Annotated in this window: 18 protein-coding genes; 9 read left to right on the forward strand and 9 right to left on the reverse strand. The window is 59.9% G+C overall.

Translation table 11 applies throughout. The features are described from left to right. Positions 1 to 77: 77 nt before the first annotated feature. Complete coding sequence (locus LIX91_RS24650) at positions 78 to 617, reverse strand: type 1 glutamine amidotransferase domain-containing protein (RefSeq protein ID WP_003372548.1); 540 nt, start codon at positions 615 to 617, stop codon at positions 78 to 80. A 185-nt stretch (positions 618 to 802) separates the two neighbouring features. Between LIX91_RS24650 and LIX91_RS24655 the strand changes: the two genes are divergently transcribed. The 3 genes from LIX91_RS24655 to LIX91_RS24665 all read left to right on the forward strand — a co-directional run bounded on the left by LIX91_RS24655 (position 803) and on the right by LIX91_RS24665 (position 2,963). Continuing rightward, positions 803 to 1,669 (forward strand): HDOD domain-containing protein, encoded by an 867-nt coding sequence (locus tag LIX91_RS24655; protein ID WP_003411948.1) that lies wholly within the window; start codon positions 803 to 805, stop codon positions 1,667 to 1,669. Positions 1,670 to 1,714: 45 nt separating this feature from the next. Continuing rightward, on the forward strand, positions 1,715 to 2,527 hold the full coding sequence (gene mutM, locus LIX91_RS24660; RefSeq protein ID WP_003372546.1) for a bifunctional DNA-formamidopyrimidine glycosylase/DNA-(apurinic or apyrimidinic site) lyase: 813 nt from the start codon (positions 1,715 to 1,717) through the stop codon (positions 2,525 to 2,527). A gap of 97 nt (positions 2,528 to 2,624) precedes the next feature. After that, positions 2,625 to 2,963: a hypothetical protein gene (locus tag LIX91_RS24665; RefSeq protein WP_003420063.1), complete on the forward strand. Its 339-nt coding sequence runs from the start codon at positions 2,625 to 2,627 to the stop codon at positions 2,961 to 2,963. 9 nt (positions 2,964 to 2,972) lie between these two features. On the opposite strand, the gene LIX91_RS24670 is transcribed toward LIX91_RS24665, so the two are convergent. Both LIX91_RS24670 and coaD read right to left on the reverse strand, forming a co-directional pair. After that, the gene (locus LIX91_RS24670; RefSeq protein ID WP_003316325.1) at positions 2,973 to 3,224 is read right to left on the reverse strand and encodes a YfhL family 4Fe-4S dicluster ferredoxin; all 252 of its coding nucleotides are present in this window, start codon (positions 3,222 to 3,224) and stop codon (positions 2,973 to 2,975) included. A gap of 98 nt (positions 3,225 to 3,322) precedes the next feature. Further along, the gene (gene coaD, locus LIX91_RS24675) at positions 3,323 to 3,802 is read right to left on the reverse strand and encodes a pantetheine-phosphate adenylyltransferase (RefSeq protein WP_003348749.1); all 480 of its coding nucleotides are present in this window, start codon (positions 3,800 to 3,802) and stop codon (positions 3,323 to 3,325) included. 368 nt (positions 3,803 to 4,170) lie between these two features. Here coaD and LIX91_RS24680 point away from each other — a divergent pair, with 368 nt between their 5' ends. Together LIX91_RS24680 and LIX91_RS24685 are read left to right on the forward strand one after the other, a co-directional pair. Then, positions 4,171 to 4,833 carry a TetR/AcrR family transcriptional regulator gene (locus LIX91_RS24680; protein ID WP_003393649.1) on the forward strand — a complete coding sequence of 221 codons (663 nt, stop codon included), beginning with the start codon at positions 4,171 to 4,173 and terminating at the stop codon, positions 4,831 to 4,833. Positions 4,834 to 4,887: 54 nt separating this feature from the next. Continuing rightward, on the forward strand, positions 4,888 to 5,745 hold the full coding sequence (locus LIX91_RS24685) for a sulfurtransferase (RefSeq protein WP_103689515.1): 858 nt from the start codon (positions 4,888 to 4,890) through the stop codon (positions 5,743 to 5,745). A gap of 4 nt (positions 5,746 to 5,749) precedes the next feature. Here LIX91_RS24685 and LIX91_RS24690 read toward each other — a convergent pair whose 3' ends face one another. The 6 genes from LIX91_RS24690 to LIX91_RS24715 all read right to left on the reverse strand — a co-directional run bounded on the left by LIX91_RS24690 (position 5,750) and on the right by LIX91_RS24715 (position 11,166). Next, positions 5,750 to 6,787, reverse strand: coding sequence for a hydrolase (locus tag LIX91_RS24690; RefSeq protein ID WP_003411939.1), 1,038 nt, complete (start codon positions 6,785 to 6,787; stop codon positions 5,750 to 5,752). A 112-nt stretch (positions 6,788 to 6,899) separates the two neighbouring features. After that, on the reverse strand, positions 6,900 to 7,193 hold the full coding sequence (locus LIX91_RS24695; RefSeq protein WP_024961230.1) for a HigA family addiction module antitoxin: 294 nt from the start codon (positions 7,191 to 7,193) through the stop codon (positions 6,900 to 6,902). Between the two features lie 12 nt (positions 7,194 to 7,205). Further along, positions 7,206 to 7,484 carry a type II toxin-antitoxin system RelE/ParE family toxin gene (locus LIX91_RS24700; protein ID WP_080052679.1) on the reverse strand — a complete coding sequence of 93 codons (279 nt, stop codon included), beginning with the start codon at positions 7,482 to 7,484 and terminating at the stop codon, positions 7,206 to 7,208. 258 nt (positions 7,485 to 7,742) lie between these two features. Next, positions 7,743 to 8,327: a 16S rRNA (guanine(966)-N(2))-methyltransferase RsmD gene (gene rsmD, locus LIX91_RS24705; RefSeq protein WP_103697322.1), complete on the reverse strand. Its 585-nt coding sequence runs from the start codon at positions 8,325 to 8,327 to the stop codon at positions 7,743 to 7,745. Further along, positions 8,327 to 9,817 (reverse strand): M16 family metallopeptidase, encoded by a 1,491-nt coding sequence (locus LIX91_RS24710; protein ID WP_100073740.1) that lies wholly within the window; start codon positions 9,815 to 9,817, stop codon positions 8,327 to 8,329. Before LIX91_RS24710 ends, rsmD begins: the two co-directional genes overlap by 1 nt. Beyond that, the gene (locus tag LIX91_RS24715; RefSeq protein WP_003420053.1) at positions 9,814 to 11,166 is read right to left on the reverse strand and encodes a M16 family metallopeptidase; all 1,353 of its coding nucleotides are present in this window, start codon (positions 11,164 to 11,166) and stop codon (positions 9,814 to 9,816) included. Before LIX91_RS24715 ends, LIX91_RS24710 begins: the two co-directional genes overlap by 4 nt. A 256-nt stretch (positions 11,167 to 11,422) precedes the next feature. Here LIX91_RS24715 and ftsY point away from each other — a divergent pair, with 256 nt between their 5' ends. The 4 genes from ftsY (at position 11,423) to rpoH (ending at position 15,573) form a co-directional block, all read left to right on the forward strand. Beyond that, complete coding sequence (ftsY, locus tag LIX91_RS24720; protein WP_226489347.1) at positions 11,423 to 12,901, forward strand: signal recognition particle-docking protein FtsY; 1,479 nt, start codon at positions 11,423 to 11,425, stop codon at positions 12,899 to 12,901. Further along, complete coding sequence (gene ftsE, locus LIX91_RS24725; protein WP_002555631.1) at positions 12,898 to 13,569, forward strand: cell division ATP-binding protein FtsE; 672 nt, start codon at positions 12,898 to 12,900, stop codon at positions 13,567 to 13,569. Before ftsY ends, ftsE begins: the two co-directional genes overlap by 4 nt. Continuing rightward, on the forward strand, positions 13,566 to 14,600 hold the full coding sequence (gene ftsX / locus LIX91_RS24730) for a permease-like cell division protein FtsX (protein WP_003393643.1): 1,035 nt from the start codon (positions 13,566 to 13,568) through the stop codon (positions 14,598 to 14,600). Before ftsE ends, ftsX begins: the two co-directional genes overlap by 4 nt. Positions 14,601 to 14,718: 118 nt before the next feature. Next, a complete protein-coding gene (rpoH, locus tag LIX91_RS24735; protein ID WP_002555629.1) occupies positions 14,719 to 15,573 on the forward strand; it encodes an RNA polymerase sigma factor RpoH in 855 nt (284 codons plus the stop codon). Positions 15,574 to 15,794 lie beyond the last annotated feature (221 nt).

Genomic DNA, 15,794 nt, shown 5'->3' on the forward strand with positions numbered 1-15,794 from the left:
TCCTGAAAAAAGAGCGGGATTATAGCGCGTCATCCCGGCGCTGGGCCGGGATGACTGCAATTAACTGACGGAATCTGTCAGGCAGACAGTGCTTCGATCAGTTTGCTGTTGAAGGCGGGGATGTCGTCGGGCTGGCGGCTGCTGATCAGCTTGCCGTCGGTGACGACTTCCTGATCGACCCATTTTGCGCCCGCGTTGACCAGGTCATCTTTCAGCGTCTTGAAGCTGGTCAGGGTTTTGCCTTTTACCAGGCCGGCCGAGATCAACAGCCAGCTGCCATGGCAGATAACCGCCACTGGCTTGCCCGCAGCCTCGATGTCCTTGACGATCTTTTGCGCGTCGCTGTCTATGCGGATGGTGTCGGAGTTCTGCACACCGCCCGGCAGTACCACGCCATGATAGTCACTGGCATTGGCAGCCTTGAACGTGCCGTCGATCTTGAAGTCATCGGCAGGTTTGTCGTGATTCCAGCCTTTGACCTTGCCCTCTTCAGCGGAAAGGATTTCCACGGTGGCGCCTGCTTGCTCCAACGCTTCTTTCGGACCGGTCAGTTCAACCTGTTCGAAACCGTCGGTTACAAGAATTGCTATGCGTTTGCCAGTCAATGCTTTAGACATGGGATCCTCCAGTGTCGGGCTTCAGGGGTAGCGCCTGGCCGGCCGTTTTGAGGCCGCCGTTCACGCTCGTAACACAAAGTCCGAAGCTTCGTACCAGGCAAAGTTCCGAGAATATCTTCGTCTTGGATGATGGACCGTTTCTCCGCAAGGGGTCAGAATCCAGTCATCACCGTGAGTAAATTCCTATGTCCGAAGAGCTAAGCCCAGAACAGATCCAGCAAGCGTTGCAGGGCATCAGTGTCCCTCCGCAGCCGCAAATCATGGTGGATCTGCAGATGGAGCAATACATGCCCGACCCGGACCTGGGGGCGATCGCGCGATTGATCGCGCAGGATCCCGGGTTGTCCGGGGCGCTGTTGAAGATCGTCAACTCCGCCCACTACGGCCTGTCCAACAAGATTGCCTCCATCGACAAGGCGGTGAATCTGCTGGGCAGTCGGACGGTGATCAACCTGATCAACGCGCAGTCGATCCGGGGCGAGATGACCGATGAAACCATCGTTGCGCTCAACCGTTTCTGGGATACGGCGCAGGATGTCGCAATGACCAGTCTGACCCTGGCCAAGCGTATCGGCTCGCAGACGGCGGACGAGTCCTACGCCCTGGGCCTGTTTCACGACTGCGGCATTCCGTTGATGCTCAAGCGTTTCCCCAACTACATGCCGGTGCTGGAAGAGGCCTACGCCAACGCGGGCCCTGATTGCCGTATCGTCGATACCGAAAACAGCGCCTTCGACACCAACCATTCGGTCGTCGGCTATTACACGGCCAAATCCTGGCGTCTGCCTGCACACATTACCGACGCGATCGCCAATCATCACAACGCATTGGCGATTTTTCAGGACGATACCAGTCGTAATGCCACGCTCAAGAACCTCCTGGCCCCGCTGAAAATGGCCGAGCATATCTGCCAGTCCTATCGGGTACTGGGCAATCAGCACGAGGATCATGAGTGGGAGTGCATCGGTGCGCTGGTGCTGGACTACGTGGGCCTGTCCGAATATGACTTTGAATACCTGAGGGAAAGCATCCGCGAGCTGGGCGCGCGCTGATCCGGCGTCGCCCCGGCCTGTCCTTTCTGCACGACCGAGTTGTCCATGCCTGAATTACCTGAAGTCGAAACCACCCGTCGCGGCATTGCGCCGCATCTTGAAGGTCAGCGTGTCAGCCGCGTGATCGTGCGCGACAGCCGCTTGCGCTGGCCCATTCCCGAAGATCTGGACGTTCGCCTGTCCGGCCAGCGTATCGTGCAGGTTGATCGACGCGCCAAGTACCTGCTGATCCAGGCCGAGGTGGGCACCCTGATCAGCCACCTGGGCATGTCCGGCAATCTGCGTCTGGTCGAAGCCGGGCTTCCGGCGCTCAAGCACGAGCACGTCGATATCGAACTGGAGTCCGGGCTGGCCTTGCGTTACACCGACCCGCGTCGCTTCGGCGCGATGCTCTGGAGCCTTGATCCGCACAACCACGAACTGTTGATCCGCCTGGGGCCGGAGCCGCTGACCGATCTGTTCGATGGCGAGCGTCTTTACGAGCGTTCGCGTGGCAAGTCGATCGCGGTCAAGCCGTTCGTCATGGACAACGCCGTTGTGGTCGGGGTGGGCAATATCTATGCGACCGAAGCGCTGTTCGCCGCCGGCATCGACCCGCGCCGCGAAGCGGGGAGTGTGTCCCGGGCGCGTTACCTGAAGCTGGCCATCGAGATCAAACGTATTCTGGCCTACGCCATAGAGCGTGGCGGCACCACCCTGCGTGACTTCATCGGCGGTGACGGCAAGCCCGGGTATTTCCAGCAGGAATTGTTTGCGTATGGGCGTGGCGGTCAGCCATGCAAGGTGTGCGGCACGACGCTGCGTGAGGTCAAACTCGGCCAGCGCGCCAGCGTGTATTGCCCGAAATGCCAGCGCTGAAATACGCATGACAGGGGCTCTGGGCCATTTGCTTAACCCACAGCCCTGTTTATAGTGATGGCACCTTAATTATTTGCGACGCCTGAAGGATCAAGCCATGAGCCCGTTTCGTATTCTCGCTGCCACGCTGACGTTGTTCATCGGCCTGCAGGCGCTGCCGGCGGTTGCCGCCGATGTCACCACAGGCAGCGGCGATCCGGTCTACACCATCCAGAACCCGCCGGCGTTTGCCATGATCGGTGATTTGCTGATTGCCCGACCCTTGCTGATCGCGGCCACCGTTATCGGCACGGGACTGTTCGTGATCGCTGCGCCTTTTGCGGCGGCAGGCGGCAACCTCGGGGCAACAGGCAAGGCGCTGGTGGTGGATCCGGGCAAGGCAGCCTTCGTGCGTTGTCTGGGTTGCACGGGCGACGGCTACGGCAAGCAGCAGTAAAGGCCGTTATCAGGCCTTGCTGGTGATGATCCGGTACTTGTCCATCAACTGCTCTTTGCTCTCGACGTGATTCTCATCCAGAGGGATGCAGTCGACCGGGCAAACCTGCTGGCATTGAGGCTCGTCGTAGTGACCGACGCATTCGGTGCACAGGTTCGGGTTGATCACGTAGATCTCCTCACCTTGTGAAATCGCCTCGTTTGGGCACTCGGGTTCGCAGACGTCGCAGTTGATGCAATCGTCAGTGATGATAAGGGACATGAATTGCTCCTGCCGCGGCCGACGCCGGGGCACATTAAAACCAATGCGGCGAATTGTGCCGCATTAGGCTTCGGGATGCACCTTCACATGCAGCGAGTCTAGCGCTTGAAGCGCTCGGTCAGCGCCTGGGCAACTGCAGGATGTACGAATTTGGTGATATCACCGCCCAACGCGGCGATTTCACGCACTAACGTCGAGGAAATGAACGAGTAGCGCTCGGAGGGCGTGAGGAACAGGCTTTCGACGTCCGGTGCCAGCTGACGATTCATGTTGGCCAACTGAAACTCGTATTCGAAATCCGACACGGCACGAAGTCCGCGCAGAAAGACATTGGCATTCTGTTCCTTGGCAAAATGCGCCAGCAGGGTCGAAAAACCGACCACTTCCACATTGGGCAAGTGCTTGGTGACTTCGCGGGCCAGCTCGACGCGTTGCTCCAGAGGGAACAGCGGGTTTTTCTTCGGGCTGGCGGCAACCGCAATGACCACTTGGTCGAACAGACGCGAGGCGCGCTCGACCAAATCTCCATGGCCCTTGGTAATCGGGTCGAAGGTGCCTGGGTACAACACTCGGTTCATCGCGTCGTCCTGGTCGGAGTCCGTTGTGGGACTCGGATGGTATCGCAGCCTTCCCGATGGGCCAAGCTGCGTAGCGGGTATCAAACGTCGTATTGCGCCGATTATCGGCCATGTTTCTACTGAAATCCCTGATTTTGGGGCTATTTGGCGCAGTCACAGCGACTGGTCGGCGGATGAAAAAGTTTGTAGGACGGACGCTTGTTGACGAGCGGCACGTCATCCGGATTTTCGATCCGTCCAGGTCGTGCCCCAGGTGTATATGCCTGCGTCGACCTGACACTCTTACCGCAACGATTCTGCCACCATTGCAGCATCAGCCTGCGCTAAGATTGCCACCATCTGATCAGCATAGAGTGGTCTGGCCCAGCATGGCACCGCGTACCAAAACCCGTGAACGAATCGTGCAAACCAGTCTGGAACTGTTCAATCAGCAGGGCGAGCGTAGTGTGACCACCAATCACATCGCTGCGCACATGGAAATCTCGCCCGGCAATCTCTATTACCACTTCGCCAACAAGCAGGCGATCATCGCCGAACTGTTCTCCGAGTACGAGGTGCTGATCGGCAGTTTCCTGACTCTGCCAGCCGACCGTACGCCGACCATCGAGGACAAGCGCGATTATTTCCTGGCGATCATCGACGCCATGTGGCGCTACCGTTTTCTGCACCGAGACCTTGAGCACTTGCTGACGTCGGATGAGGAACTGGCGCGGCGCTATCGGCGTTTTTCGTACCGCTGCCTGATGCAGGCGATGACCATCTACCGGGGATTCATCAAGGCAGGCATCCTGAAGATGGATGAGTCGCAGATCGAATGGACCAGTCTCAACACCTGGATCGTCCTGACGTCGTGGGTGCGTTTTCTGTGCACCAACCGGGAAAACTCCACGGAGATCAACCAGTCGGCTATTCGACGTGGCGTCTATCAGGTACTTATGCTCGAATCTGTTTTTGTCGCGCCTCAGGCTCGCGAAGCGTTCGATGCACTGTGTGAAACGTTTCACGCATCGTTGCCCGAGGTTCTGATGTGAATTCCGGGACCGACGAGCAGCCAGCTTGTCGGTTCTCTGCCACGGGAGAGTGTCATGTCCATTGCGCAACTGATCAACCCTGAGCAACTGGCTGAACGCCAGAAAGCTCCAGGCCTGGTGATTCTCGATTGCCGCTACGCGCTCGAAGACTCCGACTATGGTCAACGCAGTTATGCCCAGGGGCGTATCGAGGGCGCGTCTTTTGCCGATCTGAAGCGCGACCTCAGCGGGCCTGTGATCAAGGGCAAGACCGGACGTCATCCACTGCCCGATCCCGCCGCTTTGCTGCAATGCTTTCAGGCATGGGGCATCAACGCCGACAGCGATGTGGTGCTGTATGACGATGGTCCGGGAATGTATGCCGCACGGGCCTGGTGGTTGCTGGCCTGGATGGGCAAGCGTGAAGGCGTCTACCTGCTCGATGGCGGGCTGAAGGCCTGGCACGCGGCGGGGCTGCCGTTGAGCCTCGATGCGCCGAATCGTGAACCCGGTCATTTCATCGGTGAACCGGACATGTCCATGGTGCTCAGCGGCAGTCGCTTGCAGGGTCGTCTGGGACGCCCGGAAATGACCTTGATCGACGCGCGCGCCGAAGCCCGCTTTCGAGGCGATGTAGAACCTCTGGATCCGGTGGCCGGGCATATTCCCGGTGCGCAGTGTGCGGCCTGCACTGACAACCTTGGCGCGGATGGACGCTTTTTGCCGCCCGGGCAGCTCAGGCAGCGTTTCGCTGAAAAGCTGCAGGACCGGCCGCCCGAGAGCTTGGTGTCCTATTGCGGTTCAGGTGTCACCGCCTGCCACAACCTGTTCGCCCTGTGTCTGGCGGGCTATCCGCTGGCAACGCTGTATGCGGGTTCGTGGAGTGAGTGGATCACCGATCCTGAGCGTGCAATCGCCACGGGCGCCGATTGATTCGTTATCCAATCGTGGGCGAGCCATCGCGATCCTGGGTGGCGCATAGCCACAGCGGGATGCGACGTTCTAGGTAGTAGCGCGGAGTGCGAAGCGAGCCTTCGACGAAGCCGACATGTCCGCCCTTGGTGTGCAGTTCGAATTCGGTGCAGGACGATAGCTCGCTGGGCTCGGGCAGGCTATGAGGGAACACGAACGGGTCGTCGCTGGACTGGATGATCAGCGTCGGCGTCTGGATCTGGCCCAGGTAGTAGCGGCTGGACGCTCTGCGGTAATAATCCGTGGCATCGGTAAAACCGTGCAGCGGCGCAGTCACCCGGCCATCGAAGTCCCAGAAGGTGCGCATGTTCTCCAGTGAGCCCAGCGCGGCGAGTTCGGCCAGCCCCTCGCTGATGCCTTCATGCTGGAACCTATGCTGCTTGTCACGGATATAGGCCAGCATTTCGCGCATGAAATGGCGCTGATAAACCCGCGAGAAGCCTTGGCCGATACGGTTGGCGCATTCGTCCAGACGAAACGGCACGGACACCGCCACGGCGCCCCGTAGATCACTGTTGGCGCCGGACTCACCGAGGTACTTGAGCAGCACATTGCCGCCCAGCGAATACCCCACGGCATAAATCGGAGCCAATGGACGCAGCGAACGCAAATGGGCGATCACCTCGGCCAGATCCTCGCTCGCCCCGGAATGATAACTGCGCGACAGCAGGTTGGGTTCTCCCGAGCAACCGCGCCAGTTCAATGCCACACTCGGCCAGCCCAGCGCTGCCATGGCCTTTTGCAGGCCGGCAACATAGGGCGAGTTGGACGATCCGGTCAGGCCGTGCAATACCAGCACCAAGGGTTTGTCGGGCTCATCCGGACCATGCCAGTCCATGTCCAGAAAGTCCCCGTCCTGCAACCACAACCGCTCGCGCGTCCGCGCCAGCAGCGTCGGCTTGCGCAGCAGCGGCCCCCAAAGCGTCTGCAAATGCGGATTGCCCATGCCGACGGCCGGGACGAATGGATTGGCATGGGACAGAAAGGTAGGGCGTGTGGGCACGTGCTTGCTCAACGATCAGTTCAGGGGTGACCGGCTATACGTTGCCACTAAGCAGTCCGGGATGTAAGGGGGGAATTCAAGTAGCGTGGTGGCTTGTCCCCGTGACGCGTTGCTAACCTTGACCTGCTCTGACATAAGGCTCGATTGGCGGCTGCTCGCGATGCTCGGCCTGCCAAAGGTCGTGATCGGCCTGAATGCTCAGCCATAGACGCGCGCTGCTGATGCCCGCCCGTTCAAGCCTTACTGCCAGGTCAGGGCTTACAGGCGCAAGGCCATGCAGTATTTCCGAAAGGGTCTCTCTGGCAAAACCCAGATGGCTGGCGAACTCCGAAACAGTGGTCTGCAGACCGGGAATCACCTCTTCAAGCAGGATTTCGCCCGGATGTGGGGGGTTATGCATTTCCACAGGGACCTCCGCTCAGTGGTAATCCAGATAATCGACCAGTTCGACATCTGTTTCTAGGAAACGAAAAATAATACGCCAGTTGGCGTTTACAGTTATTGACCAGAACCCTTCCAGTTCTCCCTTGAGGGGGTGAAGTCGCCAGCCGGGTATATTGACGTTAGCTGGCTCTTTCGCTCGATTCAGAATCATCAGGGCATGTGCGATACGTCTTGAGTGATCCGCTCTGATTCCGCTTGTAGAACCGGTTTCAAAAAAAATCCTGAGACCTTTGTGCCTCCAGCTGACAATCAAACTGTGATTGTGATGCGACACATCACACTCCGCAATCGCCATTTTGCTGTCCTGTTTTCTTTGCTCATAACTTTCCTTCGTGCACGCAGGGGCCATGCCGAACGTCTAAATGTCGTGAGCAAATGGGACTATTTTTGCAGTTCCGGGTCAACGAGTGCTACGTAGGATGGGTCTTTGATTCAAGTAGGTCGCATTATCTGGGAGGGATATTGAGGCAGGAATGGAGCGCGCCAAACGCTCCATTCAGTGGTACTTGGGCTAGCCCCGCTGCCACAAGGCGTAATACACCTGCCCGGCCTTTTTCTCGCGGTGCAATCGCCAGCTGCCCGGCAGGCCGGTGGTCGATGGCGGTATTTCGCTTTCGGTGTAGATCCAGGCGGTGTCGGCCAGCCAGCCGTGGCTTTCCAGCAGGTTGCAGGCTGATGCCAGCAGGCCCTGATGGAAGGGCGGGTCGAGGAACACAACGTCGAAGGGCGACGCTGTGGCGGTTTCCAGATGGCGCAGGGCGTCGGTCTGGGAGACCTGGCCGCTGGTGCAGTTCAGTGCATTGAGGTTCTGGCGCAGGCTGGCGATGGCTGCCGCGTTGCTGTCCAAGGCCAGGCCCATGCTGGCGCCACGCGACAAGGCTTCGAAATACAGCGCGCCGCTGCCCGTGAAAACGTCCAGCACCCTGGCACCGGCGATGTAGGGGGCCAGCCAGTTGAACAGGGTTTCGCGCACGCGATCAGGTGTCGGGCGCAAGCCTGGGGCGTCTGGGAAGGTCAGGCGGCGGCTGCCCCACTCTCCGCCGATGATACGAAGCTGACCCAGGCCGTTGTGGCCCTTCGGACGTGGATTGGCCATCAGTGTTCCGGGACCCCTGCAGGTTGGCGGACGGGTTTGTCGGTTGGCGCCGGCAATGGTTTTTGCTCGACGGTCGGGCCCACGGTGACGATGACCATCTTGTCGGCGCTCAGGTGCTTGCTCATTGCCGCTTTCACCTGTTCGACGGTCACGTTCTGGGCGGCAGCCATGTAGTCCTCGAGGTAGGTCAACGGCAGGTTGTAGAAGCCGATGGCGCCCAACTGACCCACGATGGCTGAATTGCTGGCTGCGGTCAGCGGGAAGCTGCCGGTCAGTTCGCGCTTCACATCGTCGACTTCTTTCTGGGTCGGACCATTGGCGAGGAAGTCGCGAACGATGTCCTGCACCAGCTTGAGGGTGTTGTCGCTCATTTCCGCACGCGTCTGCAGGCCGATCATGAACGGTCCCGCCACCTGCATGGCAGTGAAACCGGAAGACACGCCGTAGGTCAGACCGCGTTTTTCCCGCACTTCGGTCATCAGCCGGCTGCCGAAGCCGCCACCGCCCAAGACCGAGTTACCCACGGTCAGCGCCGCGTAGTCCGGATCGTTGCGGTCGACACCCAGCTGCGCGAGCATCAGGTGCGTCTGGTTGGAGGCAAATTCGATGTGTGTGGTGCCTGCCTTGGGCTCGACCGGGTCAGCGACTTTTGCCAGCGCCGGACCTTTGGGCAACGAGGCCGAGACCTGTGCCGCGATGGCCTGCGCTTCGTCTCGCGACAGGTCGCCGACCAGAGCAATCACCGCATTGCCCGCCGCATAGCCCTTGGCGTGGAATGCCTTGAGCTGAGCCAGGGTGATGGCGTTGACGCTCTTGGCGTCGCCTTCGCTCGGGTGAGCGTAGGGGTGATCGCCGTACAGACGATTGAACAGTTCCTTGCTGGCGATAGCGCCGGGGTTCTGTTTCTGAGTCTCGAAGCTGGCGATCAACTGGTTCTTGATGCGGGCCAGAGAATCGGCAGGGAAGGTGGGCTTGCCCACCACTTCACTGAACAGCTTCAGGGCCGGATCGCGCTTGTCCGCAGCACTCAGGCTGCGCAGTGAGGCCACCGCCATGTCGCGGTAGGATCCGTTGCTGAAGTCGGCGCCCAGACCTTCGAAGCCCTGGGCGATCGCGTTGACGTCCTTGCCTTTGATGCCCTCGTTGAGCATGGCGTTGGTCAGCAGGGCAATGCCGGGCGATTTCTGGTCCTGGCTGCTGCCTGCGGCGAACGTCAGGCGCATGTCGAACATCGGCAATTCGCGGGATTCCACGAACAGCACGCGGGCGCCCTCGGCGGTATTCCAGGTCTGGATATTCAGGGCGCGGCGGGCCGGAGCCTTGCCGTCCAGTTCCTTGAGGGTCTGCAGGTTGCTGCCCAGCGCGGGAGCGGCCTGGCCCTGCTCGGCAGGGGCGTCGTCGGCCAGGGCTGGCAGTGCGACAAAGGCACCGAGCGAACCGGCCAGGATCAGGCCAAGCAGCGCATGACGTGGAGCATTGCGCGTGATCATTTGGCTTTCTCCTCAGGCAGAACGTGCGCAACGCTGAGGCGCTCACGGGTGAAATAGGTGTTGGCAGCTTTCTGGATGTCTTGCGGGGTTACGCTCTGCAGCGCCTCCAGTTCATTGTCCATCAACTTCCAGGACAGGCCGACGGTTTCCAGTTCTCCGATCATGGTTGCCTGGCTGGTGATCGAGTCGCGCTCGTAGACCACGCTGGCAATTACCTGAGCCCGGACACGCTCCAGCTCCTCGGCGGACGGTGCCTTGGTTTTCAGCTCATCGAGCAGGCGCCAGATTCCGGCTTCCACGTCGGCCAGGGTTTTCTTCTTCTGCAGGTTAGGTGTGGCGCTGATCATGAACAGGCTGTCGCCGCGAGCGAACGCGTCGTAACGCGACGAGGCGCCGGAAACCAGCTCTTCGCCACGTTCCAGGCGTGAGGAAATGCGTGCGCTGTAGCCACCGTCGAGCAGCGCTGCGATCAGACGCAGGGCGTTCGCCGAGCGTGGATCTTCAGCGGTCGCGACACTCGGTACGTTGAAACCGTAAATCAGGCTAGGCAACTGGGTTTTGACGTGCAGGGTGATCTTGCGCTCGCCCGGCTCGGCCAGCTCCAGTGGTTTTTTCGAAGGCGGTACAGCGCGGCGCGGGATCGATCCGAAGAAGCGTTCTGCCAGGGCTTTGACGTCGTCCGGCTGCACATCACCGACCACCACCAGCGTGGCGTTGTTCGGCGCATACCAGGATTCGTACCAGTGGCGCAGTTCTTCGACTTTCATGCGCTCCAGGTCGGCCATCCAGCCGATGGTCGGCGTGTGGTAGCCGCTGGCAGGGTAGGCCATCGCCTTGAAGCGCTCGAACGCCTTGCCCATTGGTTGGTCATCGGTACGCAGGCGACGCTCTTCCTTGATGACCTCGATCTCGCGGCTGAACTCGTCGGCGGGCAATTTCAGGGTTGCCATGCGATCGGCTTCCAGTTCCAGCGCGACGCTCAGACGGTCACGCGCCAGCACCTGGTAATAGGCGGTGTAGTCGTCGCTGGTGAACGCATTCTCTTCAGCGCCCAGATCGCGGAGAATCAGCGAAGACTCGCCCGGTCCGGTTTTGCTGCTGCCTTTGAACATCATGTGTTCAAGTGCGTGGGACAGACCGGTCTGGCCCGGCGTTTCGTAGCTGGAGCCGACCTTGTACCAGATCTGCGACACAACTACCGGGGCGCGGTGGTCTTCGCGGACAACGACCTTCAGGCCATTGTCGAGGGTGAATTCGTGAGTCGGTTGCGGATCAGCAGCCAATGCTGTCAAAGGCAGACAAATTGTGCTGAGCAGCAGGCCTGCGGCGCGGCGGGCTAAAGCATTCATTCGTAGTTTGAACCTGTAGGACGGCCCGCTTGAACTTAGCGTCGGCGGGCGCGGGGGTGTTAGGATACTGATCCGTTTGCTTCAGAGACAGCCTTCACTGGCCGATTGCGAGTGAAACCTGTCTGAAACGCAGGTAAAGGTAGCTGCACAAGCGGCCGTTGAGTGAACAAGAAGTCCTAAACGCAGTCTGTTTTGCATGTCAGAATTTTTCCGGGTCGCCCTCTGGCGCCCCGCAACCTTGAGATAGCCGTCATCCATGTTTGGTTCCAACGACGACAAGAAGACCCCAGCCGAGGCTGGAGAGAAGAAAGGCCTGTTCGGATGGCTGCGCAAGAAGCCGCAGCAAGCCGAGCCGAAGCCAGCAGAATCATCCCCGACGCAACCCGACCCGATCGCCGATCAGGTTGCCGCGACGCCGCAGGTTGAGCCTCATGTTGCCTCGCAATCGGTGCCCGAAGTCACTGTCGAAGCAACTGCGCCTGCATCGCAACTGCATGTGGAGCCCGGCGCGCCGTCGCCTCAGCCCTGGTTGACCTTGCCGGTGACTGAAGAGCCGGTGGCCTTGAGTGACGAGCGCGAGCCGCATGTCACGCCGGCCATCCCTGAACAAAACCATGCCCCTGTTGCGCCCGAATCGCTGGAGCCTGAACCTGCCGTAGCGGAGCCGGTGGCGGATATCGTGCCGCTGGCGATGCCTGAGCCGGTCCTGGTTCAGCCTGTTGCAGAGCCACAGCCGCAACCTGTTCAGCCTGCTGCGCAAGAGCTTGCAGTGCCTGCGCCGACACCTGAGCCGGAAACCGGCAAGGTCGGCTTCTTTGCACGTCTCAAGCAGGGCCTGTCGAAGACCAGTGCCAGTATTGGCGAAGGCATGGCCAGCCTGTTTCTGGGCAAGAAGGCCATCGATGACGACCTGCTGGAAGAAATCGAAACCCGTCTGCTGACCGCCGATGTCGGCGTTGAGGCCACCTCGGTGATCATCAAGAGCCTGACCCAGAAGGTCGCGCGCAAGCAGTTGACCGACGCCCAGGCACTGTACACCTCGTTGCAGGGCGAGCTGGCCGCGATGCTCAAGCCTGTCGAGCAGCCGCTGGTGATCAAGTCCGAACACAAGCCGTTCGTGATTCTGGTGGTCGGCGTCAATGGCGCGGGCAAGACCACGACCATCGGCAAGCTGGCCAAGAAGCTGCAACTGGAAGGCAAGAAGGTCATGCTGGCGGCGGGCGACACGTTCCGCGCTGCAGCCGTCGAGCAATTGCAGGTCTGGGGTGAGCGTAATCACATACCGGTCATCGCCCAGCACACCGGTGCCGACTCGGCTTCTGTCATCTTCGATGCCGTGCAGGCCGCCAAGGCTCGTGGCATCGACGTACTGATTGCCGACACCGCTGGCCGTCTGCACACCAAGGACAACCTGATGGAGGAGTTGAAGAAGGTTCGCCGTGTGATCGGCAAGCTGGACGCAGACGCTCCTCATGAAGTCCTGCTGGTCCTCGATGCGGGCACCGGGCAGAACGCTATCAATCAGGCCAAGCAATTCAACCAGACCGTCACGCTGACCGGGCTGGCGCTGACCAAGCTCGATGGCACCGCCAAGGGCGGCGTGATTTTCGCCCTGGCCAAGCAGTTCGGCTTGCCGATTCGCTATATCGGCGTCGGTGAAGGTATCGATGATCTGCGTACCTTCGAGGCCGAACCCTTTGTTCAGGCACTGTTTGCGGAGCGGGAGCGTCCATGATTCGATTCGAGCAGGTCGGTAAGCGCTACCCGAATGGACATGTCGGGTTGCATGAACTGAGCTTTCGAGTACGTCGCGGCGAGTTTTTGTTCGTCACCGGTCATTCCGGTGCCGGCAAAAGCACGCTGCTGCGCCTGTTGCTGGCCATGGAGCGTCCGACCACCGGCAAACTGATGCTGGCCGGTCAGGACCTTGGGCAAATCAGCAACGCACAAATCCCGTTTCTGCGTCGTCAGATCGGCGTGGTGTTCCAGAATCACCAGTTGCTGTTCGATCGCACGGTGTTCAACAACATCGCGTTGCCCTTGCAGATCCTCGGCCTGTCCAAGCCCGAGATCGCCAAGCGGGTCGACTCGGCGCTTGAGCGGGTGGCGTTGTCCGACAAGGCCGAGCTTTACCCGGGTGACCTCTCTACCGGTCAGCAACAGCGTGTCGGCATTGCCCGCGCCATCGTTCACCGTCCGGCCCTGCTGCTTGCCGATGAACCGACCGGTAACCTCGACCCACGCCTGGCGGCGGAGATCATGGGTGTGTTTGAAGATATCAACCGACTGGGGACCAGCGTGCTGATTGCCAGTCACGACCTGGCATTGATCGCCCGCATGCGCCATCGCATGCTGACCCTGCAGCGCGGTCGTCTGATCGGTGACGGGGAGGCCGGAGTATGAGTGCCACACGCAGCCCCAAGGTTTCAGAGCGCGTCGCGCCCAAAGCCGCCGATCCGGTGCCGCCGAAACAGAAAAAGCAGCGCCACGACCACGATGACGACGGCCCTGATTTCAGTGCGCTGCTGTCCGCCTGGCTGGAAAGCCATCGCTCCAGTCTGCTGGACAGCCTGCGCCGTCTGGGCAAGCAACCGATTGGCAGCTTCTTTACCTGTCTGGTGATGGCGATTGCCTTGAGCCTGCCGATGGGCTTGTCGTTGCTGCTGAGCAATGTCGAGCGTCTGGGTGGTTCGTGGCAGCGCGCGGCGCAGATTTCGATCTACCTGAACCTGGATGCCAGCACTGCTGATGGCACTCGCCTGCGCGATGAAATCAAGGCGATGCCCGGTGTGGCAGATGCCGAATACATCAGCAGCGAACAGGCGTTGGGTGAGTTCAAGCAACAGTCCGGGTTGGGCGAGGCGCTCAAGGAATTGCCGGAGAACCCGCTTCCGGGCGTGGTGCTGGTGACGCCGGACGAAGTGGACAAACCTGCGCTGGAAGCCTTGCGTACGCGACTGGCCGAATTGCCTAAAGTAGAACAGGCGCAACTGGACCTGGTCTGGGTTGAAAGGCTGGCCGCGATCCTCAAACTGGGTGACCGTTTCGTTTTCGGCTTGACGGTTCTGCTGGTCTCGGCTTTGCTGTTAGTAATTGGTAACACAATTCGTCTACACATTGAAAACCGCCGCATCGAAATCGAAGTCATCAAGCTGGTGGGCGGTACCGACAGCTACGTGCGCAGGCCCTTCCTCTATATGGGCGCGCTGTACGGCTTCGGGGCAGGCATACTGTCCTGGGGCGTTCTGGCTTATGGCCTGAACTGGCTGAACGGCGCGGTTGTCGGACTGGCAGGTCTCTATGGAAGTGACTTTGCGCTGGCCGGTGTGCCGATGGGTGATGGTCTTTCCCTCTTGCTTGGAGCGGTTCTGTTAGGGTATATCGGTGCCTGGATTGCGGTGGCCCGACATCTTCGTGAACTGGCGCCCCGGTAGAGCCACATTATTGTTTCACCAGACTGGCCTCTGAAAATCAAGGAACTTGGTTAGCGGTTCCGGGTCAATCTGGCTAATGCTGAACTGCACATTACCTGTGCGCTGGAGGTTTTTTCGTATGACCACTTCTTTGCAACCTGCTTATGCTCTAGTCCCGGGTGCGAACCTCGAGGCCTATGTGCACACGGTCAACAGCATTCCCTTGCTGACGCCCGAGCAGGAGCGTGAACTGGCTGAGAGTCTCTACTATGAGCAGGATCTGGACGCGGCCCGTCAAATGGTCCTCGCCCACCTGCGATTCGTCGTGCACATCGCGCGCAGTTACTCGGGTTACGGTCTGGCTCAGGCCGACCTGATCCAGGAAGGTAACGTCGGTCTGATGAAGGCCGTGAAGCGTTTTAACCCTGAAATGGGCGTGCGTCTGGTGTCTTTCGCCGTGCACTGGATCAAGGCCGAAATTCACGAGTTCATCCTGCGCAACTGGCGCATCGTCAAGGTCGCCACGACCAAGGCGCAGCGCAAGCTGTTCTTCAACCTGCGTAGCCAGAAGAAGCGTCTGGCCTGGCTGAACAACGATGAAGTGCATCGCGTTGCAGAAAGCCTGGGCGTCGAGCCGCGTGAAGTGCGTGAGATGGAAAGCCGTCTGACGGGCCACGACATGGCGTTCGACCCGGCCGCCGAAGCGGATGACGATAGCGCCTTTCAGTCGCCAGCCAATTATCTGGAAGACCACCGCTACGACCCGGCGCGTCAACTGGAAGACTCCGACTGGACCGACAACTCCACCGCCAATCTGCATCAGGCGCTGGACGTGCTGGACGAACGCAGCCGCGACATCCTCTATCAGCGCTGGCTGGCAGAAGAAAAAGCCACGCTGCATGACCTGGCGCAGAAGTACAACGTCTCCGCCGAGCGTATTCGTCAGCTGGAAAAAAGCGCGATGAACAAGCTCAAGACGTCGATCGCCGCGTAAGGCTACCCGGTAACGAAAAACGCCCCGAGATGATCGGGGCGTTTTTGTTTGTGTATCAGCTATCGTGCGACGCTCTGCGTCCTCTTTGTGAAGCAGAGCGTCACGAACTGCCTAGTTTTGAGCGAACTTGTTCGCGAAAGGGCCAGTACAGTCGCAAAAGATTCGTCGTTCGAAACAATGCCTTCGCGAACAAGTTCGCTCCTACAAAAGCCATCCGGCTC

The organism is Pseudomonas sp. B20 (assembly GCF_020515755.1).
GTDB classification, from domain to species: domain Bacteria; phylum Pseudomonadota; class Gammaproteobacteria; order Pseudomonadales; family Pseudomonadaceae; genus Aquipseudomonas; species Aquipseudomonas syringae.